Genomic DNA, 23,201 nt, shown 5'->3' on the forward strand with positions numbered 1-23,201 from the left:
CCCACCTGCGGGGGGGGGGGGGGGGGCGGGGGGGGGCGGGGGGCGCCGCCCCCCCTACGATGATCGCCGGGCCGCAGGCAGGACGCGCGTGGTATTAGGCCGCATCGGGCTGGTTGGCGCACGCCGCTCGCCCACGCCCCGCAACTCGGTGTCCTCGTCCTCTGCCTCTGACTGCGCGGCAGGGTTTTCGGCGATGCCGTCCTGCTTCCGTGCGATCTTGAAGATCGATACCGCCTTCGCCAGGTTGACGGTCTGTTCGTGCAGGCTCTCGGCCGCCGCCGCGGCCTGCTCCACCAGCGCTGCGTTCTGCTGGGTCATGCCGTCCATCTGCCCGACCGCGCGGTTGACGTCGGCGATGCCTTCGGCCTGCTCGGTGCTGGCCACGCTGATGCGACCGATGATGTCGTTCACCTGCCTCACCGAGGCCACGATGTCGCCCATGCTGGCGCCGGCTTCGCTGACCGAGGCGTTGCCGCCTTCGATGATGGTGACCGAGTCCGCGATCAGGGCCTTGATTTCCTTGGCCGCAGCGGCCGAGCGCTGCGCCAGGGTGCGCACCTCGGCGGCCACCACCGCGAAGCCGCGTCCCTGTTCGCCGGCGCGCGCCGCTTCCACCGCCGCGTTCAGCGCCAGCAGGTTGGTCTGGAAGGAGATGCCGTCGATGACGCCGATGATCTCGACGATCTTGCGCGAGCTGGCCTTGATCGATTCCATGGTCGCCACCGCGCGCTCGACGGCCTGGCCGCCGCTGGCCGCCAGCTGCGAGGCTTCGGCCGCCAGCTCGGACGCCAGGCGCGCGTTGTTGGCGTTGTCCTTCACCGCCGTGGTCAGGGCTTCCATGGCGCTGGCGGTCTGCTCCAGCGATCCGGCCTGCATCTCGGTGCGGGTGGACAGGTCGAGATTGCCGCTGGCGATCTCCTTGGACGCGGTATCGATCGAGCGCACCGCCGTGTGGATGCTGTGCAGCGCCACGTTCAGGCGGGCGAAGCTGTGGTCGAGGGCGCGCGAGGTGTCGGCGATCTCGTCGCGGCCCGTGCTGGCGCCGGGCGGGGCGTCGAGGCGGCCCTCGGCCAGGTCGTCCACCGCGCGCGCAATGGTGCGGATCCCGCCCAGCATCGAGCGCCGCACCTGCATTGTCACCAGCAGCGACAGGCCGATGGACAGCAGCACCAGGCCGGCCATGCTCAGGCCGAGCGAGCGGAATTCCGCCTTGGCGGCGGTGTAGGCGTCCTCGCTGAGCTTCTTTTCCAGGGCCGCCAGGCGTCCCAGTTCGGCGTCCAGGGCGCCGAACTGCTTTTCGGCCTTCTGCATCGAGTTGGTCGCGATCGACTGGTCCACCTGGGCCAGCTCGATGGTCTCCAGCACCGCCTTGCGGTAGGCGGCCAGCGCGCTCAGGGAAGCCTCGATCGGGGCGCGCTCGCCGGCTTCGGCCAGCTTGCCGAGCTTGTCCAGTTTGTCCTTGATGCCGGCATGCTTGCGGTGGATGTCGGCGGTGAGGGCGTCGAGGCGGTTCCTGGCGAAGCTGCCGTTGACCCAGGCCAGCAGCTGGTAGATGTTCGCGTGCGCGAAGCGCGCATCGCCCGCCACGTCGGCCACCGCCTGCAGCCGCGCCGCGCGCACCTGCACCATGTGCTCGAGCGAGGCGTTCTGGCGCACCATGCCGTAGTAGGCGGCCGCCGACAACAGGGTCAGCAACACCAGCACCAGCCCCGGGGCCAGCAGCAGCTTCTGCCCGATCCGCAGTTTGTTCAGCATCATTCACCCCGTAACGCTCGCACGTCACCCCCGCGCAGGCGGGGGCCCAAGTTTGCTCGCACAGCCCACCGCCAACCAGGAATCACTTCTTATAAATCCCCGCCTCCAGCACCACATCGTCCACCCGCAGGATGTACGTGGTCTTCGGCTCGATCTTCCCCGAGGTCGGATTCTTGTACTGGTAATCGACCCAGCCCTTGCCCTTGGCCGCAGCCAGCTCGATGATCTCGCGCCGGTACTTCTTGCCGTTCGCATCCGGCACGTCGGTCAGGTCCTTGCCGACGATCGAAGGGTTGTAGGGATGGGCCAGCACGATGCCGGTCTTGATGTCGCGGATATCGATGTACAGGGCGCCCTGGACGAAATCCGGATCCTTGGCGTTGATGCGCTTCATCATCTCGTCCTTGCCCTTGCTCTTGATGAGGGCCGCGCCACGTTCGCACATCGCGATGGCGTCCTTCTCGGTCGGTTCGTTGGCAAGGGCGGCGGTCGATGCGAAGCCCAAGCTCAGGCCCAGGGTCAGCGCGGCGGTGGCGATCAGTTTCATGAGGCTTCCTTTCGTGATGTACGCATGAAATATTTCTAAAGTGCATTCACAAATGTACCGACCCGAATCGGCCACGGATTGCGCTCGCTCAAGCACACCGCGCGCGGTCCCTGCGCAGTGTGGACCGAGGGTGGTTTTGTCCTACCTGCACACCCTTTGTTCCAGGCCGATTGTTAGGAACAGTCCGATTGATGGATGGCAACTTCTTTTGCTTTAGCGGTCCTACCATGGTTCTTCGCGGTAGCCCCGCTTCTTCATCCTTTCTCCTGGAGAATTCCCGTGACCACGCTAGAATCGACGCCCGCCAAGTTCAAGCCCTATACGCGCCAGAGCATCGTCGCCGCGCGCCAGTGGGAGTGGCTCACTCCCGAGCTGCAGGAAGCGGTGCAAGTGGTATCGCACGTGCTGCCGTTCCGGACCAACGCCTATGTGCTGGAAGAGCTGATCGACTGGGACAAGGTGCCGGACGATCCGATCTACCGCCTGACTTTCCCGCACCGCGACATGCTGCCCGCCGACGAGTACGAGCAGCTGCGCGACCTGGTGCTGGTCAAGAAGGACGACGCCGCCACCGCCCAGATGGTGCATCGCATCCGCATGCGCATGAATCCGCACCCGGCAGGGCAGATGACGCACAACGTGCCGCGCGTGAACGATGCGCCGCTCAAGGGCCTGCAGCACAAGTACAAGGAGACGGTGCTGTTCTTCCCCAGCGCCGGCCAGACCTGCCACGCCTACTGCACTTTCTGCTTCCGCTGGCCGCAGTTCGTGGGCATGGACGACATGAAGTTCGACGCGCGCGAATGCACCGAGCTGGTGGCCTACCTCAAGAACCACCTGGACGTGACCGACGTGCTGCTCACCGGCGGCGATCCGATGATCATGAACACCCGCTCGCTGGCGGAATTCCTGGAACCGCTGCTGGCGCCGGAACTGGCGCACATCCAGAACATCCGCATCGGCACCAAGTCGGTGGCCTACTGGCCGCAGCGCTACGTGTCCGACAAGGACAGCGACGACCTGATGCGCCTGTTCGAGAAGGTGGTCCGGGCCGGCAAGAACCTGGCCATCATGGGCCACTACAACCACGCGGTGGAGCTGCGCCACCCGATCGCGCAGCAGGCGGTCAAGCGCATCGTCGGCACCGGCGCCACCCTGCGCATGCAGGGTCCCCTGATCCGCCACATCAACGAAGACCCGAAGAGCTGGGCCGAGCTGTGGACCACCGGCGTGCGCCTGGGCGCGATCCCTTATTACATGTTCGTCGAGCGCGACACCGGTCCGCGCGACTACTTCGCGCTGCCGCTGGCGCGGGCGCACGAGATCTTCCAGGAAGCCTATTCGATGGTCTCCGGCCTGTCGCGCACCGTGCGCGGCCCGTCGATGAGCGCCTTCCCGGGCAAGGTGGTCATCGACGGCGTGGTCACCATCAACGGCGAAAAGCTGTTCGCGCTGCAGTTCCTGCAGGCCCGCAATCCGGACTGGGTGCGCCGGCCCTTCTTCGCGCGCTACGATCCCGAGGCCACCTGGCTCGACCACCTGAAACCAGCCTTCGGGCGCGACCGCTTCTTCTTCGAGACGGAAAGCGGCGGCCCGCTGCGCGGCCCCGGCGGACGCGTGATCCCGCTGGTGCCGCATGGCCAGCGCGGCTCCGAACAGCATCCGGACGCCGCCTGATGCAGCCTTCGCTGGCGGCGCCCGCCACGCCACGCCTGACCGGCGTGGCGGTCTTCCTCTACGTGTTCCTGCCCTTCGCACTCGGCCACTACCTGTCCTCGCTGCTGCGCAACGTGAATGCGGTGCTGGCCTCGCACCTGGCCGGCGAACTGGCGCTCACGCCCGGCCAGCTCGGACTGCTCACCAGCGCCTTCTTCTTCGCCTTCGCGCTGGTGCAGCTGCCGGTGGGGATCGCGCTCGACCGCCACGGGCCGCGCCTGGTGCAGCTGGCGATGCTGCTGCTGGCCGCCTGCGGGGCGCTGCTGTTCGCGCGCGGCACCAGCTTCACCCAGCTGCTGCTGGCGCGCGCCGTGATGGGCTGCGGCCTGGGTGGCTGCTTCATGGCCGCGGTGAAGGCGGTATCGACCTGGATCGCGCCCAGCCGGCTGCCGTCCGTGCACGGCTACCTGATCGCGGTCGGCGGCCTGGGCGCGGCCACCGCCACCACACCGGTGCGGGCGGCGCTCGAGTACACCGACTGGCGCGGCCTGTTCCTGCTCTTCGGCGCTCTGGTGGCCTGCACCGGCCTCCTGATCGCGCTGCTGTATCCGCGCGTCGAGAGCCCGGGGACCAGGCGCGGACCGCTGCTGCAGGCGCTGCGCGAAGTGTGGCGCACGCCCAGCTTCCGCAGCGTGATCTCGCTGGTGCTGGCGCCGCATGCGGTGTTCTTCGGCGTGCAGGGCCTGTGGATCGGGCGCTGGCTGTCGGACGTGGCGCGCTTTCCGGAGCCGGCGGTGGCCTACCTGCTGTACCTGAGCATGGCCGCCGTCATCTTCGGCGCGATCGCGGTGGGCATGGTCACGGAATGGGCTGGGCGGCGCGGCATGCCGCCGCTGGACGTCGCCGCGGCCGGCGTGACGGTGTTCGTGCTGGTGCAGGCGGGCTTCGTGATCGGCTACCAGCCGAGCTTCCAGCTGCTCTCGGTGCTGTTCACGCTGGTGGGCACTATTACCGGCATCGAATACGCGATCGTTGCGCAGTCGATGCCGAAGGAACTGACCGGGCGCGCGGCGACCTTCCTCAATCTGCTGATCTTCATCGGCGCCTTCCTGGTGCAGGCCGGCTTTGGCCTGGTGGTCGGACTGTGGAAGCCGGAGTTGTCGGGCCGGCCGCCGGCCGTCGCCTACCAGACCGCCTTCGCCCTGCTGCTGCTGGTCCAGCTGCCGGGCTTGTGGAAATTCGCGCGGCGCCGCAAAGCGGCGGCGTGACCGGATGCGTGTGCTTTCTCGGCGGTAACGTACGGGGCGTAATTTTTTGTCTATATAAAATGTCATCCTTCATATCCGGAGGAGGACAATCATGCGCACCCGTCCCGGGCGCCTGCTCGCAGGCGCCACGCTGCTGCTTGCCGCCTGCGGCGAGAAATCGATCCTGCCTTCCGGTGCCGACGCCGGTCCGCAACCCGTCATCAAGGAACCGGTCAAGACGGCCATCCCGACCGTGGACATCGCCCCCGCCAAGGGCTGGCCCTCGGGCAGCGGGCCGATCCCGGCCGCCGGCCTGGCGGTGAACGCCTTCGCCACCGCCCTCGACCACCCGCGCTGGCTGTACGTGCTGCCCAACGGCGACGTGCTGGTGGCCGAGACCAATGCGCCCGAGCGTCCCGAGGAGTACAAGGGCGTCAAGGGCTGGATCATGAAGAAGGTGATGACGAAGGCCGGCGCCGCCGTGCCCAGCGCCAACCGCATCAGCCTGCTGCGCGACACCGACGGCGACGGCGTGGCGGAACTCAAGCGCGTCTTCATCAAGAACCTGAATTCTCCCTTCGGCATGGCGCTGGTGGGCGACACCTTCTACGTCGCCAACACCGACGGCATCGTGCGCTTCGCCTATAAGGAAGGCATGACCGAGATCACCGCCGCGCCGCAGCCGGTGGCGCCGCTGCCGGGCGGCCCGCTGAACCACCACTGGACCAAGAACATCATCGCCAGCAAGGACGGGACCAAGCTGTACGCCACCTCCGGCTCGAACAGCAACGTGGCCGAGAACGGCATGGACAAGGAAGTCGACCGCGCCGCCATCCTCGAGGTGGACATCGCCACCGGCAAGAGCCGCCTGTTCGCCTCCGGGCTGCGCAATCCGAACGGCCTGGCCTGGCATCCGCAGACCGGGGCGCTGTGGACCGTGGTAAACGAGCGCGATGAACTGGGCAGCGACCTGGTGCCGGACTACCTGACCTCGGTGAAGGACGGCGGCTTCTACGGCTGGCCCTACAGCTACTACGGCAAGCACGTCGACGCGCGCGTCAAGCCGCCGCGCCCGGACCTGGTGGACAAGGCCATCGTGCCCGACTACGCGCTCGGCGCCCACGTGGCGGCGCTCGGGTTGACTTTCTATGAAGGCGCGCTGCTGCCGCAGTTCGCCGGCGGCGCCATCATCGGCGAGCACGGGTCCTGGAACCGCAAGCCGCTGTCGGGCTACAAGGTGGTGTTCGTGCCTTTCCGCGACGGCATGCCGAGCGGGAAGCCGACGGACATCCTGACCGGCTTCGTCGACAAGAACGGCGACGCCTTAGGGCGTCCGGTCGGCGTGGCGGTGGACAAGGGCGGGGCGGTGCTGGTGGCGGACGATGTCGGCAATGTGATCTGGCGGGTGGCGCCGGCGCGCTGACCGCCAGGCGGTATGCAGGGCGCAGATGCTGAATACCTTGCGGGAACTGATGCAGCCGCCGCCGGGCATGGCCTTCGACTTCAGCCAGCCCGTGGGGGAACCGGCGCTGACGCCTGCGGGCGGCGTTTCGTGGCGCGTGTTCGCCAATCCGGTCTCCCTGTTCATCGGCGGCGTGACGGCGGTGCTGCTCGAACTGGCGGAACCGTCGGTGCGCTCGGGCGTGTGGGAGCACGGCAGCTTCCGTTACGATCCGGTCATGCGCCTGCGCCGTACCGGCTTCGCGGCCATGATGACCGTTTACGGCCCGCGTTCGGCGGCGGAGCAGCTGATCGCGCGCGTGGTGCGGATGCACGATCGCGTGCAGGGCACGACGCCCGAGGGGCTGGCCTATCGCGCCAATGACCCAAGGCTGCTCGACTGGGTGCACGCGACCGCCGCCTTCGGATTCGTCGAGGCCTATCACCGCTACGCCGTTCCCTTGTCGCAGGCGGAGAAGGACGCCGCCTTCGCCGAGGGCGAGCCTGCCGCCCGGCTGTACGGAGCGACCGGGGCGCTCGGTTCGTGGGCCGCGTGGGAAGCCCTGCTTGCGCGGACCGCGCCCCGGCTGGGGGGATCGCACATTCTTGCCGACTTCCTGCGGCTGATGGACGAGGCGCCGATCGTCCCGACGCCGATACGTCCGCTCCAGCGCCTGCTGGTGCGCGCCGCCGTCGAGATCACTCCGGAGCCGGTGCGTTCGCTGCCGCAGCTGCGTGGCCGCGGTCTGCGCCTGGGCGAGGCGGGAATGGTGCGCGTGCTGGCGGGGACGACCATGCTGCTGCCGCTGGGCGATACGCCGTCTGTGCAGGCCGCCCGCCGGCTCGCGGTGAGCAGCGACAAGGGATGAAGTGGTCAGCCGCGATACCTGAGGGCGTCGACCAGGGCTGAAAATGCGGGCGAGGCCTGGCGCCTGTTGGGGTAGTACAGGTGATAGCCCTGGAAATACGGGCACCACTCGGTTAGCACCTGTTTGAGCCGGCCATCGGCCAGGTAAGGCGCCACCAGCTGTTCAGGGACATAAGCCAGGCCGATGCCGTCGAGAGCGGCATTGAGGACGTGGATGATGCTGTTGAATACCAGCTGCCCCTCGACCTTGACGCTGAATGCCTGGCCGTCCTTTTCGAACTCCCACGCGTAGATCGATCCGGAAGGCCGGTGCCGGATATTGACGCAGGCATGCCTGGTCAGCTCGTGCGGCGTCGCCGGCGCGGGATGGCGCTCGAAATAGGACGGAGAGCCCACCACGAACAGGCGCCAGTCGGGCCCGATCCGCGCGGCGATCATGTCCTTGCTGATCGATTCTCCCATGCGAATGCCGGCATCGAAGCGTTCCTCGACCACGTTGGTGAACCCGTAGTCGACATAGAACTCCAGCGTGATGTCCGGATACTCGGCCAGGAAACCGGCCAGCTTTGGCCGCAGGCAGAGCTCGATCTGGTCGTCGGTGCAGGTGATGCGGATCGTGCCGCTCGGCTTGTCGCGCAATTCGCCGACGGCGTCCACCTCGGCGGCGATCTGGTCGAACAGCGGGGCGATCGAGCGCATCAGCCGTTCGCCGGCTTCCGTCGGCGCCACGTTGCGCGTGGTGCGCGCCAGCAGGCGCAGGCCCAGCCTTTCTTCCAGCCCCCTCATCGAATGACTCAGGGCCGATGGGCTGATGCCCAGCCTGGCCGCCGCTTTGGTAAAGCTCTGCTCGCGCGCGACGGCCAGGAAGGCTTGGAGATCGTTCACTTTAGGGTATGCCATTGCTGAAATTTTCTCACAACTGCATGAACATTGCCCCCGCTAATCAAAGCTGTGGGTTTCCGCCAAGATGGCAGCCTGATTTTCAACAAGGAGCCATCACCATGAGCACAACGCTGAAACATCCTCCTCGCACTGTCGGATCCCCGGTGGAAGCGGTCACCGATCGCCGTGGATTTGTCAAAGCCGCCGGCGCCGGCGTCGTTGCGCTGGGAATGCTTGCCGCCACGGGCGGTCCGGTGTTTGCCGCGCCCGCAGGCGCCGACAATTTTTACAAGAGCGACAAGGTGAGCATCCGGAAGGTGAGCTTCAGGAACCAGTACGGCATGCGCGTCGCAGGGAACCTCGTCACGCCCAGGCATCTGGACCGGAGCACGCCGGCTCCCGCCATCATCGTCGGCCACCCGATGGGGGCGGTCAAGGAGCAAAGCTCCATGCTGTATGCGCAAAAGCTGGCGGAGCGGGGATTCGTCACTCTGGCGATCGATTTGCCTTTCTGGGGCGAGAGCGAAGGGCAGGTTCGCAACCTGGTCGCGCCTGAAATGTATACCGAGGCGTTCAGCGCGGCGGTCGACTATCTCGGCACGCGGGACGGTATCGACCGCAATCGGATTGGCGTCGTGGGTATTTGCGGCAGCGGCGGTTTCGCCATCAGTGCAGCCAAGATGGATCCGCGCCTGAAAGCCATTGCCACGGTCAGCATGTACGACATGGGCGCCGTCACCCGCAATGGCCTACGCCAGTCGCAAACCCTCGAGCAACGCAAAGCCTTGCTCGCCAAGGCAGCCGAACAGCGCTACAGCGAGTTCACGACCGGCAAAGTGGAGTGGCTGAGCTATCTGCCTGTGCGCTTGCCAAAAGACGCGGACCCGGTGACGCGCGAGTTCCACGATTTCTACCGCACCTCACGCGGCATCCACATTCCGGTCGGCCGCACGATGGAACTGACGCAAAACCGCATGCTGACCAGCGAAGTCCGGTTCGTCAATTTTTACCCGTTCAACGATATCGAGACGATTTCCCCACGGCCGCTGCTGTTCATCGCCGGCGACCAGTCGCACTCGAGGGAGTTCAGCGAGGATGCCTATCGCCGGGCTGCGGAGCCGAAGGAGCTGCTGTGGGTGCCGGGGGCCGGTCACGTCGACCTGTATGACCGCGCGAACATGATCCCCTGGGACAAGCTGACCGCTTTCTTCCAGCGGCACCTGGCCTGAGAAGGGAAGTCATGACTGCTCAAGTTTCAGAGATCCGGGTGGGCGATTCCGCCGCCCACCGCGGGACGGCCGGCCAACCGGCATATTGGAGCGGTGTGTTCGCGATGACGCTGTGTGTGTTCACGCTGATCGCCTCGGAATTCATGCCGGTCAGCCTGCTCACTCCCATGGCGGCGGAATTCGGCGTCAGCGAGGGATTGACGGGCTACGGCATCGCCATCTCCGGCGTGTTCGCCGTGGCGACCAGCCTGTCCATCTCGACGCTGGCCGGCGCGATGGACCGCAAGACTTTGCTGCTGCTGTTGACCGCGCTGATGGGTGTCTCGGGCCTGGTCGTCGCGCTGGCGACCAATTATGTGACCTACATGATCGGGCGCGCCCTGATTGGGGTGGTGGTGGGCGGGTTCTGGTCGATGTCGGCGGCCGTCGCCATGCGGCTGGTGCCGATTCAACGCGTGCCCAGGGCGCTGGCCATCTTCAATGGCGGCAATGCGCTGGCCACTGTCGTGGCCGCGCCGCTGGGCAGCTATCTCGGCAACGTGATCGGCTGGCGCGGCGCATTCCAGTGCCTGGTGCCCGTGGCGCTGATTGCCCTGGCATGGCAATGGCGCAGCCTGCCGTCCATGCAGGCTACGCCGCGTGCGGCCGGCTCGGGCAAGATTGTCGAATTGCTGAAGCGGCCCCTGGTGAGGATCGGCATGTTGGCCGTCGGTAGCTTCTTCATGGGGCAGTTCGTCCTGTTCACCTACGTGCGCCCCTTCCTGGAGATCGTCACCCGCGTGGACGTCCCCACGCTGTCGATGATCCTGCTGGTGATTGGCGTTGCAGGCGTTATCGGCACGACCTTGATTGGCGCTTTCCTGAAAAAAGGCCTGTACCTAGTGCTGGTGTCGATCCCGCTGCTGATGGCGCTCATCGCGCTCGGTTTGACCGCTTTCGGCGGGTCGGTGGTGGTGGCCTTTGTCCTGCTTGGCTTGTGGGGACTGGTTGCGACGGCTGCGCCCACCGGCTGGTGGTCATGGCTCGCCAAGGCCTTGCCCAAGGATGCAGAGGCTGGAGGCGGCTTGATGGTGGCTATGATCCAGCTCTGTATTGCCTTCGGCTCTACCATCGGCGGCATCCTGGTCGACGGGAGCGGCTACGGCACGGCCTTCATGGCCAGCGCAGCCCTGCTGGTGCTGGCGGCTGTCCTGGCCTTCTGCACTGCGCGCGCCGAGACGGGGCAGGGCGCCTGAGTCGATATGCTCAGGCGCATCCCGCCACCAGCAGCAGCGGAATGCCGTTCCACGCGATGGCGACCACACCAAGCATCGCGCCGGCCACGGCCGCCCGGTTAGACAAGCCAACGTCCGGCTCCCGCAGGCGCCCCCGGGCGCGCCATCCCAGCCACACGCAGGCGGCCAGCGCCACCACCGTCGCCACGCCCAGCAGCACGCGGTCCGGCCCGCCCGCGCGCATTCCGCCTGGCGTGCACTGGGCCGCCGCCAGGCCGTAGCAGAGGGTGAAATGCAAGGCCCAGATCACGAAGGGAGCGGAGCCGCGCGCGAGGCGCACAAAGAAGTGGTCGTGCATGCTCAGTCCATCAGCAAGGGCAGGCCGCGGATCACCGCAATCGCGGCGATGCCCTGCAGGGTGGTGTAGTGCCAGATCAGGACGATGTTGTCGAGCGTCGCCAGGCTGGTCTTGGTAAGGTGGCCGCGCCAGACGCGCAGGCACAGGTAGGGAGCCAGGATCGCCAGCAGCACGATGTGCAGGCCCTGGTAGCCGACCAGGGTGGCGATGGCAGCGCTCCACGCATCCTTCGTGCCGTCCAGGCGCACCAGCTGCCAGCCATGCCATTCAAGCAGGAAGGAGGCGACCGCGCAGCCCAGCGCCGTTAGGGTCAGCCAGGGCAGGAACTTGCGGTCGAAACGTCCTCCCAGCCACAGCAGCGCGGAACCGGCCGCCAGCAGGCCCGCGGAGAGCATCGGCCAGATCGTGTCGGGCAGGGAGGCGCCCGGCGGCGGGCAGATCTCCAGCCGCATCGAGATGTGCACGTAGGCGAAGGCGAAGGAAGCGAAAATGCTGGCGTCCACGATCAGCATGATCATCGTTCCCCACCACGACTGCGATGCGGTGCCGCGCGCATTGACCGGTAGGACCAGGTCGCGCGACACCCGCGCTTCCTGCATCGGCGGCGGGCGGTCCGATTGCCACAGCCAGCCGATGGTGCAGGCCACGGCCATGAGCCCGAAAGCCCAGGCGAGCCAGATCAGCTTGACCGTCAGCAGCAGGAAGAAGCCCGCCGTGCCGAGCGCCGCCAGCACCGTCAGCCAGCTGTCGCCCGGCAGGATCATCAGGTAGCGCGGCTCGGCGCCGACCGGGCTGGTGGCGATGGTCTCGCGCCGGCCGGTGGCGGTGTTCGGCAAGTAGTGCTGGCCTTGCTCGACTTCCTTCGACAGGGCCGGGTCGTCCCACAGTGGATTGGCGGAGTGGACCCGCGCGATGCTGCGGTTGCCGTAGTCTTCCGAGGGCAGCCATTCGAGCGTGGCCGCGTTCCATGGATTGCCGACCTCGCGCTCGGGCCGGCGCAGGGTACGGAACACGTCGATGGCGAACAGCAGCACCCCGGCCGCGAACAGGAAGGCGCCGATGGTGGAGACCATGTTGAGCAGGTCCCAGCCCATCTCCGGCAGATAGGTGTAGACCCGGCGCGGCATGCCGTAGAGTCCCGTGATATGCATCGGGAAGAAGGCGATGTTGAAACCGCCGAACATCAGCCAGAACACCCAGCGCGCCAGCTTCTCCGACATGCGGTTGCCGTTGATGAGAGGCAGCCAGTAATAGATGGCCGCGAACACCGGGAACACCATGCCGCCGATCAGCACGTAGTGCAGATGGGCGACGATGAAATAGGTGTCGTGCACCTGCCAGTCGAAAGGAATCACGGCCACCATCACCCCGGTCAGGCCGCCCAGCACGAAGATGAACATGAAGCCGAGCAGGAACAGCGTGGGCGCGTGCATGCTGACCTTGCCGCGCCAGAGCGTGGCGATCCAGCCGAACACCTGGATCGCGGTCGGTACCGCCACCGCCATGCTGGCGGCCGAAACGAAGCTCATTTCCAGGATGCCCAGCCCGGCGGTGAACATGTGATGGGCCCACAGTCCGAAGCTGAAGAAGCCCACGCCCACCAGCGCGACGATGATGGCGCGCCGCCCCACCAGCGGGCTCTGGGCAATGGTCGGGATCATGGTCGAGACCATGCCGGCGGCGGGCAGGAAGATGATGTAGACCTCCGGATGACCGAAGAACCAGAACAGGTGCTGCCAGAGCAGCGGGTCGCCGCCGCGCTCCGCGTTGAACAGCGGCCAGTCGAAGGCGCGTTCCAGCTCCAGCAGCGCGGTGCCGGCGATCACGGCGGGGAAGGCGAACACGATCATCACGCCCACCACCAGCATCGCCCAGGCGTAGACCGGCATGCGCGCGAGCGTCATGCCGGGCGCGCGCGTGAACAGGATGCCGACGATCAGTTCGATGGCGCCGGCGATGGCCGAGATCTCGATGAAGCCGATCCCCAGCAGCCAGAAGTCGGCGTTCAGGCCGGGCGAATACTTCATGCCGGTCAGCGGCGGATACATGAACCAGCCGCCGTCCGGGGCCAGGCCGACGAACAGGGTGCAGAAGAAAGCCAGGCCACCGAAAGCGTAGGCCCAGTACGCGTAGGCGGACAGGCGCGGGAAGGGCAGGTCGCGCGCGCCCAGCATGTTGGGCAGCAGGTAGACGGCGATCGCCTCGACCACGGGGATCGCGAACAGGAACATCATCACGGTGCCGTGCATCGTGAACACCTGGTTGTAGGTCGAGGCGCTCAGCAGGGTGTTCTCCGGCACTGCCAGCTGCAGCCGCATCAGCAGGGCCAGGATACCGGCCAGGATGAAGAACAGCAGCGCGGTGCCGATGTAGAGCAGGCCGATGTTGGTGTTGTTGACCGACTTGAAGAAGCGCCAGCCGGTGGGCGTGCGCCAGACTTCTTCGAGGCGGGCGAGCTCGCCGCCGGGGCGGGGCAGGGAATTGGGGAGCGAATCTGGCACGGTACTGTCGCGGGTCATTTCAGGTGTTCGAGGTAAGCGGCCAGCGCGCGCAGCGATTCGCCGTCGAGGTCTTGCGAGGCCGGCATGAAGACGCCCGGCTTGATGGCCTGCGGGTCGGCGATCCAGCCGGCCAATGCGCCGCGGTGGGTGCGCAGGGTGCCGGCGCCGATCTGCATGCGGCTGCCGACGTGGGTCAGGTCCGGGCCCAGGCGCGAGCCGTCGGCCACGCCGCGTATGGTGTGGCAGGCTTGGCAGCGCTGTTCCAGGAAGGCGGCGCGCCCCAGGGCCAGCTCCGGGGTGTCGGGAGCCTTCGCCGGCTCGGCCTGGCGCGCCAGCCAGGCGTCGAATTCCTCCGGCGTTGACGCGACCACGTGCAGGGCCATCCTGGCATGCTGGGCGCCGCAGTATTCGGCGCACTGGCCGCGGTAGACGCCGGGCTTGTCGGCGCGCAGGGTCAGGCCGGTCACGCGGCCGGGAATCATGTCGCGCTTGCCAGCCAGGTTAGGCACCCACAGGCTGTGGATCACGTCGGCCGCGTTCAGGCCGAGGTAGACCGGCGTGCCGACCGGGATATGGATCTCGTTGGCGGTGACGATCTCGCGTCCGGTGCGCGGATCGCGGTAGCGCACTTCCCACCACCACATCTTGGCGGTGACGGAGACGGTCATGGCCTTGTGCGAAGTCTGCGGCACGAGCTGGGCGCTGCGCCAGGTGCTCCAGCCCAGCAGCGCGGTCAGCACCACCACCGGGAAGGCCACGCCGGCGCCGGCGATCCACAGCGCCGGGCGCACCGGCCGCTCCTGGCGCCGCACGCTCAGCAGGACCAGGACCATCACCGCCACGAAGATCAGCGCCCCGATGCCGAACAGCACCCAGGCGAACTGGCTGATGACGGCGGCGTCGGCCCCGGCGGGATGGAGGACGGACTGCAGCGGCGCGCTCATCGCAGTGTGTACAGGTAGGCGGCCATGTGGCGCGCTTCTTCTTCCGACACGCCCAGCGAGGGCATCGCGGTGTCGGGCTTGAGCGCGGGCGGGTCCTGCAGCCAGCGCACCAGGTTGGCGGGCTGGTTGGGAATGCGCCCGGCGATGTAGCCGAGGCGTCCCGTGTGGGCGAGCGAGGGGCCGGCGTCGCCGCCCGCGCCGGGCACGCCGGGGATGGCGTGGCAGGCGCCGCACTGGTACTGGCGCACCAGGTGCAGGCCGCGTTCCGCATCGCCGCCCGTCACCCGCCGAGGTGTTTCCTCCTTGGCGCAACCGGATGCGGACAGCGCCAGCAGAAGGACGCAAACCGCCCGCAAGGGCAGGCCAACGACAGCATCCGGGAGAGAAAGGTAGCGCACGTATCGAATCTCGCAATTTACCTGTGGCTTTTATAATACTAAAAATATGATGTATTTTTTTCAACAGAACGGGCATATGCATGCTATCGAATCGCGCGCGACTCGTTGTCAAGACCATCCTGCTCACAATGCTGGGCGGCGCGCTGGCGGGCGGCGCGCTGGGACTCATGGTCCTGTTCGGCGGCTGGTACAACATCGGCGCGACCAAGCAGCATTTCCCCATGGTGCACGCGGTGCTGGAGCAGGGCATGCGCTATTCGGTCCAGCACCATGCGCAGGACATCGCGGTGCCGGCGCTGGGAGCGCCCCAGCAGCTGCAGCGCGGCGCCGCCATCTACCGCGAAAACTGCGCGCAGTGCCATGGCGGTCCGGGCGTGGCCCAGGCGAGCATCGGCATGAGCATGCAGCCGGTGCCGGGGCCCTTGTCGGACGCCACCGCGCGCTGGGAAACCCGCGAGCTGTACTGGATCACGCGCCACGGCGTGAAGATGAGCGGCATGCCGGCCTGGGAAGTGCATCTCAGCGAAAGCGACCTGTGGGCGGTGGTGGCGTTCGTGTCCCACATGCCGGGCATGTCGGCGCGCGACTACCGGCGCATGACCGCGCTGCAGGAGGAGAAGCCATGACTGCGATCCGCTCGGTGTTGCTGACGGCTGCGCTGCTGGTCGCCGTGCTTCTGGCGGGATGCAAGGGCAAGGATGCGCCGGCGCCGGGTGTGCAGGGCGACCCGGAGCGCGGCCGCAGGATCCTGACCCAGTATGCCTGCCACGCCTGCCACGTGATTCCGGGAATCGCGGGCTCCGAGGTCTATGTCGGGCGTCCGCTCGAGGGGCTGGCCAAGCGCAAGTACATCGCGGGGCAGCTGCCGCTGACCCAGGCCAACCTGGCGCGCTGGATCCGCGACCCGCAGGCCATCGATCCCGAGACCGCCATGCCCGCGATGGGCGTGAGCGAGCGCGACGCCGTCGACATCAGCGCCTATCTGCTCAGCCAGTAGCGATCCTTGGTATCATCGCCCTCTTGATTCATTACAGGGAAACACAGCATGAGATTGGTGCGCTATGGCCGCCCGGGCAAAGAGAAACCGGGCCTGTTCGACGAAGAAGGGCGCCTGCGCGACCTGTCCGGCATCATCGACGACATCGACGCGAACGTCCTGTCGGACAAGGCCCTGCGCAAGCTGGCCAAGGTCGACTGGAAGACCCTGCCGCTGGTGCGCGGCAATCCGCGCCTGGGCGTGCCGGTCAAGGGCATCGGCAAATTCATCGGCATCGGCATGAACTACGCGGACCACGCGGCCGAGACGGGTTCCACGGTGCCGAAGGAGCCGGTGTTCTTCACCAAGGCGATCAGCAGCCTGTCCGGGCCGGACGATCCGATCCAGCTGCCGAAAGGTTCGAAGAAGGCCGACTGGGAAGTCGAGCTGGGCGTCGTGATCGGCGCGCGCGCGCAGTATGTGCCGGAGGACGAGGCGCTCAAGTATGTGGCGGGTTATTGCGTGGTCAACGACGTGTCGGAGCGGGCCTTCCAGTTCGAGATGGGCTCGCAGTGGGACAAGGGCAAGGGCTGCGATACCTTCGGGCCGGTGGGCCCCTTCCTGGTGACGCGCGACGAGGTGTTCGACGTGCAGGACCTGGACCTGTACCTGGAACTCAATGGCAAGCGCATGCAGACGGGGAATACCTCGAACATGATTTTCTCGGTGGCGCAGATTGTCAGCTATGTGTCGCGTTTCATGACCCTGGAGCCGGGGGATGTGATCACTACCGGGACGCCGCCGGGGGTGGGGATGGGGCGCTCGCCGCAGCGCTTCCTCAAGAAGGGCGATCAGCTGCGCCTGGGTATTGCGGGGTTGGGGGAGCAGCAGCAGGAAGTTATCGCATTCCCTAAATCGAAATAAGGGTTACGGCTGTTCAGGAAAACTTGGGTCCCGGCCTTCGCCGGGACGACGTGCTAGGGGCGCGGGCCACGATACTCGTACCTAACCGTTTGCCTTAAAACCGTCGTCCCGGCGAAGGCCGGGACCCAAGTTTGCTGGCACACCACCTACTCCGGCAGCACCCATTCCTCCCCTTCAGGCACCGCCGTCCTGGCCGTATTCATCACCATCGCCAAAAACGTGTAATACCCGTTGATCCCCATCAGATCAACCACCCCCTGTTCCCCGAACTGCGCCAGCGCATCCGCATACACCCCGTCCGACACCGCCTTCTTCTCGTGCAGTTCCACGCAGAAGTCGTGCACCACCGCCTCGTCCACCAGCATGCCCTCCGGCCGGCGCCGCTCCGCAACTGCCAGGATCACCGACACCGGTATCCCCACCTTCTCCGCGATCGGCGCGTGAATCGCCCATTCCACCTGCTGGTCCCACTGCCTGGCCGTGACCAGGATCGCCAGCTCCGACAGCCGGATGCCGATCGCGCTGCGGTAGCGCAGGTACTCGCCCATGCGCTGGGCGAGCGCCATCAGCTCGGGGCTGCGCAAGAGCGGCACGAACGGCCCGTATACCGCGCCGCGCGGCCCGTCGATGATTTCCTGCGCGGCGGCGCGCTGGGCGGCGTTCATGTCTTCCAGGGGGATGGGGCCGAGGCGGTCGTTCATGTGTCGTCCAGAAGGCTTATTTGCATGACCTGCGGAAAATATCAAAGTTGACGGGCGCGAGGGCGCTTATCGTCAATCGTCGTACTCTCTCGGAGGATTCGCCATGAGCCATATCATCCACCGCAACTTGCGCCAGGTGCCGCCCGTCGCGGTGGGCGCGGACGGCATCACGATCCGCGCCAGCGACGGCAAGACCTATATCGACGCCAGCGGCGGCGCCGCCGTGTCCTCGCTGGGCCATGGCCACCCGGACGTCATCGCCGCCATGCACCGCCAGATCGAGCGCTGCGCCTACGCGCACACCGGCTTCTTCACCACCGAGGCGGCCGAGGAACTGGCCGACCGCCTGGCGGCCGGCGCGCCCGAGGACCTGAGCGGCGTCTACTTGGTGTCGGGCGGCTCGGAGGCGATGGAGACCGCGCTCAAGCTGGCGCGCCAGTATTGGGTGGAGCTGAACGAACCGAAGCGCCGCCTGTTCCTGGCGCGGCGCCAGAGCTACCACGGCAACACGCTCGGCGCGCTGGCGGTGGGTGGCAACGAGTGGCGCCGCAAGGCCTTCGCGCCGCTGCTGATGGATACGGTGCGGGTGTCGCCCTGCTACGAGTACCGCGACAGGCCAGAGCGCCAGAGCGTGGACGACTACACCGCCTGCCTGCTCGACGAACTGGAAACCACGATCCTCAAGACCGGTCCGGAGAACATCATCGCCTTCTGCGCCGAGCCGGTGGTGGGAGCGACGGGCGGGGCGATTCCGCCGACGCCGGGCTATTTCAAGGGCGTGCGCGAGATCTGCGACCGTTACCGCATCCTGTTCATCGCCGACGAGGTGATGTGCGGGATGGGACGCACCGGGACCATGTATGCGATCGAGCAGGATGGCGTGGCGCCGGACATCGTCGCCGTGGCCAAGGGGCTGGCGGCGGGCTACCAGCCGATCGGGGCGGTGCTGGCGCATAAGGCCATCGTCGACTGCATCCGCAACGGCAGCGGGGCGTTCCAGCATGGGCATACCTACATCGGGCATCCGGTGGCGGCGGCGGCGGCGCTGGCGGTGCAGCAGGTGATCGAGCGCGACGATCTGCTGGCAAGGGTGCGCAGCCGCGGGGCGACCTTGCGGCGCATGCTGGGGGATGTGTTCGGGGTGCACGAGCATGTGGGGGATATCCGCGGGCGCGGGCTGCTGCTCGCGCTGGAGTTCGTGCAGGATCGCTCGACCAGGGAGCCGTTCGCGCCGGAGCGCAGGCTGCATGCGGTGCTCAAGCAGAAGGCGATGGAGCGGGGGCTGATGGTGTATCCGATGGGTGGAACCATCGATGGGCAGCGTGGGGATCACGTGCTGCTGGCGCCGCCGTTCATTGCGACTGCGGCGGATTTGTCGGAGATTGTGTCGCGGCTGGAGGATGCGGTGGATGCGGCGTTGAAGCAGTGAGGCTAGTGGTGCGCTGCGAACTTGGGTTCCGGCCTTCGCCGGGAGTCGTTACTGCCAGTGGCAGTAACGACGGTTTTAAAGGCAGTGGTACTGCTAATCCTGCCACAACTCTATGCTCCGTCATCCCGGTGAAGGCCGGGATCCAAGTTTGCATGCAGACCCAAAACGCGAAATCTAGGAAAGCACCTTCCGAATCCACTTCGAAATATCCTGCACCTCCTCCAGGCACAGCGAATGCTGCATCTGGTAAGCATGCCACTCCACCTGATACCCCATCGCCTGCAGCGCATCGCGCGACTGTTCCGCGCGGAGGAAGGGCACCACATGATCCTGGCGTCCGTGCGCCATGAAGATCGGGGTAGACAAGCCTACTTCGTTGCGCTCGTTGCCGACGACGGTCGCCAGCGGCAGGTAACCCGACAGGCACAGCATGCCCGCCAGCTTCTCCGGATGGCGCAGGCCGGTCTGCAAGGTCATCGCGCAGCCTTGCGAGAAGCCCGCCAGGATGATGCGCGACGCCGGAATCCCGCGCTCCTTCTCGCGTGCGATCAGTGCCTCGACATCGCGCTGCGAGGCGCGCAGGCCGCCTTCGTCCTCGCGGCGGGTCAGCTCGGCGCCGGTGATGTCGTACCAGGCGCGCATCACGTAGCCGCCGTTGATCGTCACCGGCATGGTCTTCGCATGCGGGAACACGAAGCGGATGCCCGGCAGCCCGGCCAGGTCCAGCTCGCGCACGATCGGCACGAAGTCGTTGCCGTCGGCGCCCAGGCCGTGCAGCCAGATGATCGCGACTTCAGGATTCAGTGCGGTTTCGATCTCGATGTTTTCCAGGAGCTGGGTCATGCAGAATTCCTCGTTAGTTTGCTGGCGGACGCAGTGCCGACTTCGGGCGGAAGGTCTTGCTCACGGCCGGGTCGGTTTCCATGTACGGTCCGCCGATCAGGTCGATGCAGTAGGGGACGGCCGCGAAGATGCCGCCGACGACCACCTTACCCTGCTCGTCCTTCAGGCCTTCCAGGGTTTCCTTGATCGACTTCGGCTGGCCCGGCAGGTTCATGATCAGGGCCGCGTGGTCCGCCGTCTCGCGGATCACCGCGGTCTGGCGCGACAGGATGGCGGTCGGCACGAACTTGAGGCTGATCTGGCGCATCTGCTCGCCGAATCCCGGCATCTCCTTGGTCGCCACGGCCAGGGTGGCTTCCGGCGTAACGTCGCGCCGCGCCGGGCCGGTGCCGCCGGTGGTCAGCACCAGGTGGCAGCGCGCCGTGTCGACCAGCTCGGCCAGGGTGCGCTCGATCTCCGCGCGTTCGTCGGGGATCAGGCGGGTCTCGATGCGGTAAGGGGTGGTAATGGCCGTCGCCAGCCACTCCTGCAGCGCAGGAATGCCCTTGTCTTCATACACGCCGCCGCTGGCGCGGTCCGAGACCGACACCAGGCCAATCACCAGTTCATTCGTCGGCGTCGTCATCCGGCGCTTCCTCGTCGTCGTCGGCAGCAGCTTGTTTCGGCTTCTTGCCCAGGTCCTTCAGGATCTGGAAGATCTCGCGGTAGGCCTTGGGCGGCTTGCTCTCGGCCTGCTCCTTGCGCGCGTTGCGGATCAGGGTGCGCAGGTGCTGGGCGTCGAGTTGCGGGTGTTCGGCCAGCAGCTGGGTCAGGGCCTTGTCGTCGCTAAGGAGCTTCTCGCGGCGGCGCTCCAGGGCGTGCAGCGCGGCCGTCTCGGCCTTCGAGGCGCCTTTCCAGCTGTCGATGGTGCGGCGGATGACATCGACTTCTTCCTCGGTCAGGGTGCGCATCTTCTTGCCCACGAACTGCAGCTGGCGGCGGCGGCCCTCGTGGTTGGTGATGGTCTGGCACTCGAGGATGGCGTCCTTGACGTCTTCCGGCATCGGCACGCGCTTGACCCGGTCGCGCGGCTCGTCGACGAGCTGCTCTCCGAGCTTCTGCAACTCGTTCACCTGGCGCTTGAGTTCAGACTTGGAGGGACGTTCGTATTCTTGGTCGAACTCGTTGGACTGGAAGCCCACGGAGCCGCGATTTGGATTAGGCATAATTTGAGGAAAATTCCGGAATGATTTGATTGGCGCTGGGCCGATCAGTGAAAACTGTAAACGGCTGCTATGATAACTGTTTTAGGGCTCGCTACGAAAAACACGACATGAACGATTCCTTTTTTACCCACACCCAGGATCAGCTGAAACAGCTTGCACGCGACGTGCTGGCCATTGCCCGAGAGCAGGGTGCGACCGACGCCTCGGTCGAGATCAGCGAGGGTAGCGGGTTGTCGGTTTCAGTTCGTAAAGGAAACATCGAGACCATCGAGCAGAACAAGGACAAGGGCCTGGGCGTCACCGTTTACTACGGCCAGCGCCGCGGCAACGCCAACACCTCGGACTTTTCGCCGTCCTCGCTGAAGGCGACCGTCGAAGCGGCCTGGAACATCGCCCGCTTTACCGCCGAGGACGACTGCGCCGGCCTGCCGGACGCCGAGCTGCTCGAAACCAGTCCGCGCGACCTGCGCCTGTTCTACCCCTGGGAGATCTCGACCGAGGAAGCCGTCGAGCTGGCCAAGCGCTGCGAAAACGCCGCCTTCGAGGTCGACCGCCGCGTCACCAACAGCGAAGGCGCCAGCGTCTACGTCCAGCAGTCGCACTTCGTCGGCGCCAATTCGCGCGGCTTCATCGGCGGCTATCCGTTCTCGCGCCACACCATTTCGGTGGCGCCGATCGCGGGCAAGGGCAACCAGATGCAGCGCGACGACTGGTACACCTCGTCACGCGATCCCAGGCAGCTGGCCCAGCCGGAAGCCGTCGGCCGCTATGCCGCCGAACGCGCCCTGGCGCGCCTGAACGCGCGCAAGCTCAATACCCGCACCTGCCCGGTGCTGTTCGAGGCGCCGCTGGCCGCCGGCCTGCTCGGCGCCTTCGTGCAGGCGGTCTCGGGCGGCTCGCTGTACCGCAAGTCGAGCTTCCTGCTCGACACGCTGGGCAAGTCCGTCTTCCCGAGCCACATCCAGATCGTCGAAGACCCGCACCTGATCGGCGCGGTCGGCTCGGCGCCCTTCGACGAAGAAGGCGTCAAGACCGTGCGCCGCAAGGTGGTCAAGGATGGCGTGCTGCAGGGCTACTTCCTGTCTTCGTATTCGGCACGCAAGCTGGGCATGCAGACCACCGGCAACGCCGGCGGTTCGCATAACCTGGAGATGGTGTCGACCGGTACCCGCCGCGCCGACGACTTCGAAGGCATGCTGCGCAAGATGGGCACCGGCCTCTTGGTAACCGAACTGATGGGCCAGGGCGTGAACTACGTCACCGGCGACTATTCGCGCGGCGCGTCCGGCTATTGGGTCGAGAACGGCGTGATCCAGTACCCGGTCGAGGAAATCACCATCGCCGGCAACATGCGCGAGATGTTCCAGCAGATCGTCGCGGTCGGCAGCGATGTACTGACGCGCGGCAACAAGGCGACCGGCTCGATCCTGATCGAGAAGATGGTCGTGGCCGGCAACTGAGCGGAGGGCTCATGAATCGATTCGTACGTATCGACAAGGAGGGCAGCCAGAAGACCGTGCTGCTCAATCTGGACCTGGTGGCAACGGTCGAGCTGGCGCAGGCCTCGGACCTGCTCAGTTCCAACAACGACAGCCGCAAGGTCTACGCGACCTTCATGGCGCCGGACAAGACCGCCATCGCCACCCTGCATTTCGACAGCGCTGAAGACGCCAATACCTGGGTGGCGGCGCATCTGGGCGTCCAGCTTTAAATCACGCGGCACAAGCACGTCGTTCCGGGACTCGGCGTCCCCCTCGGCCGGAACCCAAGTTTGCATGCGTATCCACTGCTCTACGAACTTGGGCACCGGCCTTCGCCGGTGCGACGGTTTTACGGTTAGCAGCTAGCTCGGCTGCTCCAGGCGGCTCAGGCGCTGCCCGAAGATCCCCCAGGTCCTCACCTCGCCATCGACGGTCGCGCGCAGCGCCCAGCCGGTGCCGATCTTCTCGACCGTCACTTCGGTCTCGATTTCCTTCGCCAGCTTTTCCGCCCAGGTCTGGGCGGCGCCACGGCCTTTGAACAATTCCTGGCCCTCATAGTCGACGGTGGCGTCAAACACGGGAGCGGCAAATACGGTCATGGTG

At 66.4% G+C, this 23,201-nt stretch carries 24 protein-coding genes; 12 read left to right on the forward strand and 12 right to left on the reverse strand.

Annotated features, from left to right (window positions below; all coding sequences use genetic code 11):
- Positions 1–54 precede the first annotated feature (54 nt).
- Positions 55–1,758, reverse strand: coding sequence for a methyl-accepting chemotaxis protein (locus tag KBW95_RS19590; RefSeq protein ID WP_373888829.1), 1,704 nt, complete (start codon positions 1,756–1,758; stop codon positions 55–57).
- Between the two features lie 79 nt (positions 1,759–1,837).
- Positions 1,838–2,302, reverse strand: a complete 465-nt coding sequence (locus KBW95_RS19595) for a cache domain-containing protein (RefSeq protein WP_211524056.1) — start codon at positions 2,300–2,302, stop codon at positions 1,838–1,840.
- A 279-nt stretch (positions 2,303–2,581) separates the two neighbouring features.
- Between KBW95_RS19595 and KBW95_RS19600 the strand changes: the two genes are divergently transcribed.
- The 4 genes from KBW95_RS19600 to KBW95_RS19615 all read left to right on the forward strand — a co-directional run bounded on the left by KBW95_RS19600 (position 2,582) and on the right by KBW95_RS19615 (position 7,514).
- Entirely contained in the window at positions 2,582–3,979 is a 1,398-nt protein-coding gene (locus KBW95_RS19600; RefSeq protein ID WP_211529130.1) for a 4Fe-4S cluster-binding domain-containing protein, read from the forward strand.
- Positions 3,979–5,226 (forward strand): MFS transporter, encoded by a 1,248-nt coding sequence (locus tag KBW95_RS19605; protein ID WP_211529131.1) that lies wholly within the window; start codon positions 3,979–3,981, stop codon positions 5,224–5,226. The genes KBW95_RS19600 and KBW95_RS19605 overlap by 1 nt, the downstream gene beginning before the upstream one ends.
- A gap of 91 nt (positions 5,227–5,317) precedes the next feature.
- Positions 5,318–6,628, forward strand: coding sequence for a sorbosone dehydrogenase family protein (locus KBW95_RS19610; protein ID WP_211524071.1), 1,311 nt, complete (start codon positions 5,318–5,320; stop codon positions 6,626–6,628).
- Positions 6,629–6,653: 25 nt separating this feature from the next.
- A complete protein-coding gene (locus tag KBW95_RS19615; RefSeq protein ID WP_211524072.1) occupies positions 6,654–7,514 on the forward strand; it encodes an oxygenase MpaB family protein in 861 nt (286 codons plus the stop codon).
- Between the two features lie 5 nt (positions 7,515–7,519).
- Here the strand turns inward: KBW95_RS19615 and KBW95_RS19620 are convergent, their stop codons facing one another.
- The gene (locus KBW95_RS19620; protein ID WP_211529132.1) at positions 7,520–8,413 is read right to left on the reverse strand and encodes a LysR family transcriptional regulator; all 894 of its coding nucleotides are present in this window, start codon (positions 8,411–8,413) and stop codon (positions 7,520–7,522) included.
- A 101-nt stretch (positions 8,414–8,514) separates the two neighbouring features.
- On the opposite strand from KBW95_RS19620, the gene KBW95_RS19625 reads away from it, so the two are divergent.
- Both KBW95_RS19625 and KBW95_RS19630 read left to right on the forward strand, forming a co-directional pair.
- Positions 8,515–9,624: an alpha/beta hydrolase gene (locus tag KBW95_RS19625; protein ID WP_211524074.1), complete on the forward strand. Its 1,110-nt coding sequence runs from the start codon at positions 8,515–8,517 to the stop codon at positions 9,622–9,624.
- A gap of 11 nt (positions 9,625–9,635) precedes the next feature.
- Positions 9,636–10,859 carry an MFS transporter gene (locus KBW95_RS19630; protein ID WP_373888830.1) on the forward strand — a complete coding sequence of 408 codons (1,224 nt, stop codon included), beginning with the start codon at positions 9,636–9,638 and terminating at the stop codon, positions 10,857–10,859.
- Positions 10,860–10,869: 10 nt separating this feature from the next.
- On the opposite strand, the gene KBW95_RS19635 is transcribed toward KBW95_RS19630, so the two are convergent.
- The 4 genes from KBW95_RS19635 to KBW95_RS19650 are packed head-to-tail and all read right to left on the reverse strand — an operon-like array spanning position 10,870 to position 14,925.
- Complete coding sequence (locus KBW95_RS19635) at positions 10,870–11,196, reverse strand: hypothetical protein (RefSeq protein WP_211529133.1); 327 nt, start codon at positions 11,194–11,196, stop codon at positions 10,870–10,872.
- A gap of 2 nt (positions 11,197–11,198) precedes the next feature.
- Positions 11,199–13,715 (reverse strand): cytochrome c oxidase subunit I, encoded by a 2,517-nt coding sequence (gene ctaD / locus KBW95_RS19640; protein WP_211529134.1) that lies wholly within the window; start codon positions 13,713–13,715, stop codon positions 11,199–11,201.
- Positions 13,712–14,641 (reverse strand): cytochrome c oxidase subunit II, encoded by a 930-nt coding sequence (gene coxB, locus KBW95_RS19645; protein ID WP_211524077.1) that lies wholly within the window; start codon positions 14,639–14,641, stop codon positions 13,712–13,714. Before coxB ends, ctaD begins: the two co-directional genes overlap by 4 nt.
- The gene (locus tag KBW95_RS19650) at positions 14,638–14,925 is read right to left on the reverse strand and encodes a cytochrome c family protein (RefSeq protein WP_373888831.1); all 288 of its coding nucleotides are present in this window, start codon (positions 14,923–14,925) and stop codon (positions 14,638–14,640) included. The genes coxB and KBW95_RS19650 overlap by 4 nt, the downstream gene beginning before the upstream one ends.
- 194 nt (positions 14,926–15,119) lie before the next feature.
- Here KBW95_RS19650 and KBW95_RS19655 point away from each other — a divergent pair, with 194 nt between their 5' ends.
- Genes KBW95_RS19655 through KBW95_RS19665 form a run of 3 tightly spaced genes read left to right on the forward strand, consistent with a single transcriptional unit; the run spans position 15,120 to position 16,939 of the window.
- The gene (locus KBW95_RS19655; RefSeq protein ID WP_211524078.1) at positions 15,120–15,665 is read left to right on the forward strand and encodes a cytochrome c; all 546 of its coding nucleotides are present in this window, start codon (positions 15,120–15,122) and stop codon (positions 15,663–15,665) included.
- Positions 15,662–16,036 (forward strand): cytochrome c family protein, encoded by a 375-nt coding sequence (locus KBW95_RS19660; protein WP_211524079.1) that lies wholly within the window; start codon positions 15,662–15,664, stop codon positions 16,034–16,036. The genes KBW95_RS19655 and KBW95_RS19660 overlap by 4 nt, the downstream gene beginning before the upstream one ends.
- Positions 16,037–16,084: 48 nt before the next feature.
- Positions 16,085–16,939: a fumarylacetoacetate hydrolase family protein gene (locus tag KBW95_RS19665; protein ID WP_211529135.1), complete on the forward strand. Its 855-nt coding sequence runs from the start codon at positions 16,085–16,087 to the stop codon at positions 16,937–16,939.
- A 146-nt stretch (positions 16,940–17,085) separates the two neighbouring features.
- On the opposite strand, the gene KBW95_RS19670 is transcribed toward KBW95_RS19665, so the two are convergent.
- On the reverse strand, positions 17,086–17,640 hold the full coding sequence (locus tag KBW95_RS19670; RefSeq protein WP_211524081.1) for a carboxymuconolactone decarboxylase family protein: 555 nt from the start codon (positions 17,638–17,640) through the stop codon (positions 17,086–17,088).
- A 103-nt stretch (positions 17,641–17,743) separates the two neighbouring features.
- Here KBW95_RS19670 and KBW95_RS19675 point away from each other — a divergent pair, with 103 nt between their 5' ends.
- Positions 17,744–19,069, forward strand: a complete 1,326-nt coding sequence (locus KBW95_RS19675) for an aspartate aminotransferase family protein (protein WP_211529136.1) — start codon at positions 17,744–17,746, stop codon at positions 19,067–19,069.
- 174 nt (positions 19,070–19,243) lie between these two features.
- Here KBW95_RS19675 and KBW95_RS19680 read toward each other — a convergent pair whose 3' ends face one another.
- Genes KBW95_RS19680 through yjgA form a run of 3 tightly spaced genes read right to left on the reverse strand, consistent with a single transcriptional unit; the run spans position 19,244 to position 21,117 of the window.
- Positions 19,244–19,912, reverse strand: coding sequence for an alpha/beta hydrolase (locus tag KBW95_RS19680; protein WP_211529137.1), 669 nt, complete (start codon positions 19,910–19,912; stop codon positions 19,244–19,246).
- 13 nt (positions 19,913–19,925) lie between these two features.
- A complete protein-coding gene (gene mog / locus KBW95_RS19685; protein ID WP_211524084.1) occupies positions 19,926–20,537 on the reverse strand; it encodes a molybdopterin adenylyltransferase in 612 nt (203 codons plus the stop codon).
- The gene (yjgA, locus tag KBW95_RS19690) at positions 20,518–21,117 is read right to left on the reverse strand and encodes a ribosome biogenesis factor YjgA (RefSeq protein ID WP_211524085.1); all 600 of its coding nucleotides are present in this window, start codon (positions 21,115–21,117) and stop codon (positions 20,518–20,520) included. The genes mog and yjgA overlap by 20 nt, the downstream gene beginning before the upstream one ends.
- A gap of 107 nt (positions 21,118–21,224) precedes the next feature.
- Here yjgA and pmbA point away from each other — a divergent pair, with 107 nt between their 5' ends.
- Complete coding sequence (gene pmbA, locus KBW95_RS19695) at positions 21,225–22,577, forward strand: metalloprotease PmbA (RefSeq protein WP_211524086.1); 1,353 nt, start codon at positions 21,225–21,227, stop codon at positions 22,575–22,577.
- An 11-nt stretch (positions 22,578–22,588) separates the two neighbouring features.
- Positions 22,589–22,828 carry a hypothetical protein gene (locus tag KBW95_RS19700; RefSeq protein WP_211524087.1) on the forward strand — a complete coding sequence of 80 codons (240 nt, stop codon included), beginning with the start codon at positions 22,589–22,591 and terminating at the stop codon, positions 22,826–22,828.
- Between the two features lie 132 nt (positions 22,829–22,960).
- On the opposite strand, the gene KBW95_RS19705 is transcribed toward KBW95_RS19700, so the two are convergent.
- Positions 22,961–23,197: a hypothetical protein gene (locus tag KBW95_RS19705; RefSeq protein ID WP_211524088.1), complete on the reverse strand. Its 237-nt coding sequence runs from the start codon at positions 23,195–23,197 to the stop codon at positions 22,961–22,963.
- Between the last annotated feature and the right edge of the window lie 4 nt (positions 23,198–23,201).

The sequence above is a fragment of the Massilia sp. ZL223 genome (assembly GCF_018119395.1).
GTDB lineage: Bacteria > Pseudomonadota > Gammaproteobacteria > Burkholderiales > Burkholderiaceae_D > Telluria.

Bases quoted from the DNA above. Each gene is read 5' to 3' on its own strand.
- KBW95_RS19590 (WP_373888829.1), bottom strand. From the start codon at position 1,758: ATGATGCTGAACAAACTGCGGATCGGGCAGAAGCTGCTGCTGGCCCCG.
- KBW95_RS19595 (WP_211524056.1), bottom strand. From the start codon at position 2,302: ATGAAACTGATCGCCACCGCCGCGCTGACCCTGGGCCTGAGCTTGGGC.
- KBW95_RS19605 (WP_211529131.1), top strand. From the start codon at position 3,979: ATGCAGCCTTCGCTGGCGGCGCCCGCCACGCCACGCCTGACCGGCGTG.
- KBW95_RS19610 (WP_211524071.1), top strand. From the start codon at position 5,318: ATGCGCACCCGTCCCGGGCGCCTGCTCGCAGGCGCCACGCTGCTGCTT.
- KBW95_RS19615 (WP_211524072.1), top strand. From the start codon at position 6,654: ATGCTGAATACCTTGCGGGAACTGATGCAGCCGCCGCCGGGCATGGCC.
- KBW95_RS19620 (WP_211529132.1), bottom strand. From the start codon at position 8,413: ATGGCATACCCTAAAGTGAACGATCTCCAAGCCTTCCTGGCCGTCGCG.
- KBW95_RS19625 (WP_211524074.1), top strand. From the start codon at position 8,515: ATGAGCACAACGCTGAAACATCCTCCTCGCACTGTCGGATCCCCGGTG.
- KBW95_RS19630 (WP_373888830.1), top strand. From the start codon at position 9,636: ATGACTGCTCAAGTTTCAGAGATCCGGGTGGGCGATTCCGCCGCCCAC.
- KBW95_RS19635 (WP_211529133.1), bottom strand. From the start codon at position 11,196: ATGCACGACCACTTCTTTGTGCGCCTCGCGCGCGGCTCCGCTCCCTTC.
- ctaD (WP_211529134.1), bottom strand. From the start codon at position 13,715: ATGACCCGCGACAGTACCGTGCCAGATTCGCTCCCCAATTCCCTGCCC.
- coxB (WP_211524077.1), bottom strand. From the start codon at position 14,641: ATGAGCGCGCCGCTGCAGTCCGTCCTCCATCCCGCCGGGGCCGACGCC.
- KBW95_RS19655 (WP_211524078.1), top strand. From the start codon at position 15,120: ATGCTATCGAATCGCGCGCGACTCGTTGTCAAGACCATCCTGCTCACA.
- KBW95_RS19660 (WP_211524079.1), top strand. From the start codon at position 15,662: ATGACTGCGATCCGCTCGGTGTTGCTGACGGCTGCGCTGCTGGTCGCC.
- KBW95_RS19665 (WP_211529135.1), top strand. From the start codon at position 16,085: ATGAGATTGGTGCGCTATGGCCGCCCGGGCAAAGAGAAACCGGGCCTG.
- KBW95_RS19670 (WP_211524081.1), bottom strand. From the start codon at position 17,640: ATGAACGACCGCCTCGGCCCCATCCCCCTGGAAGACATGAACGCCGCC.
- KBW95_RS19675 (WP_211529136.1), top strand. From the start codon at position 17,744: ATGAGCCATATCATCCACCGCAACTTGCGCCAGGTGCCGCCCGTCGCG.
- KBW95_RS19680 (WP_211529137.1), bottom strand. From the start codon at position 19,912: ATGACCCAGCTCCTGGAAAACATCGAGATCGAAACCGCACTGAATCCT.
- mog (WP_211524084.1), bottom strand. From the start codon at position 20,537: ATGACGACGCCGACGAATGAACTGGTGATTGGCCTGGTGTCGGTCTCG.
- yjgA (WP_211524085.1), bottom strand. From the start codon at position 21,117: ATGCCTAATCCAAATCGCGGCTCCGTGGGCTTCCAGTCCAACGAGTTC.
- pmbA (WP_211524086.1), top strand. From the start codon at position 21,225: ATGAACGATTCCTTTTTTACCCACACCCAGGATCAGCTGAAACAGCTT.
- KBW95_RS19700 (WP_211524087.1), top strand. From the start codon at position 22,589: ATGAATCGATTCGTACGTATCGACAAGGAGGGCAGCCAGAAGACCGTG.
- KBW95_RS19705 (WP_211524088.1), bottom strand. From the start codon at position 23,197: ATGACCGTATTTGCCGCTCCCGTGTTTGACGCCACCGTCGACTATGAG.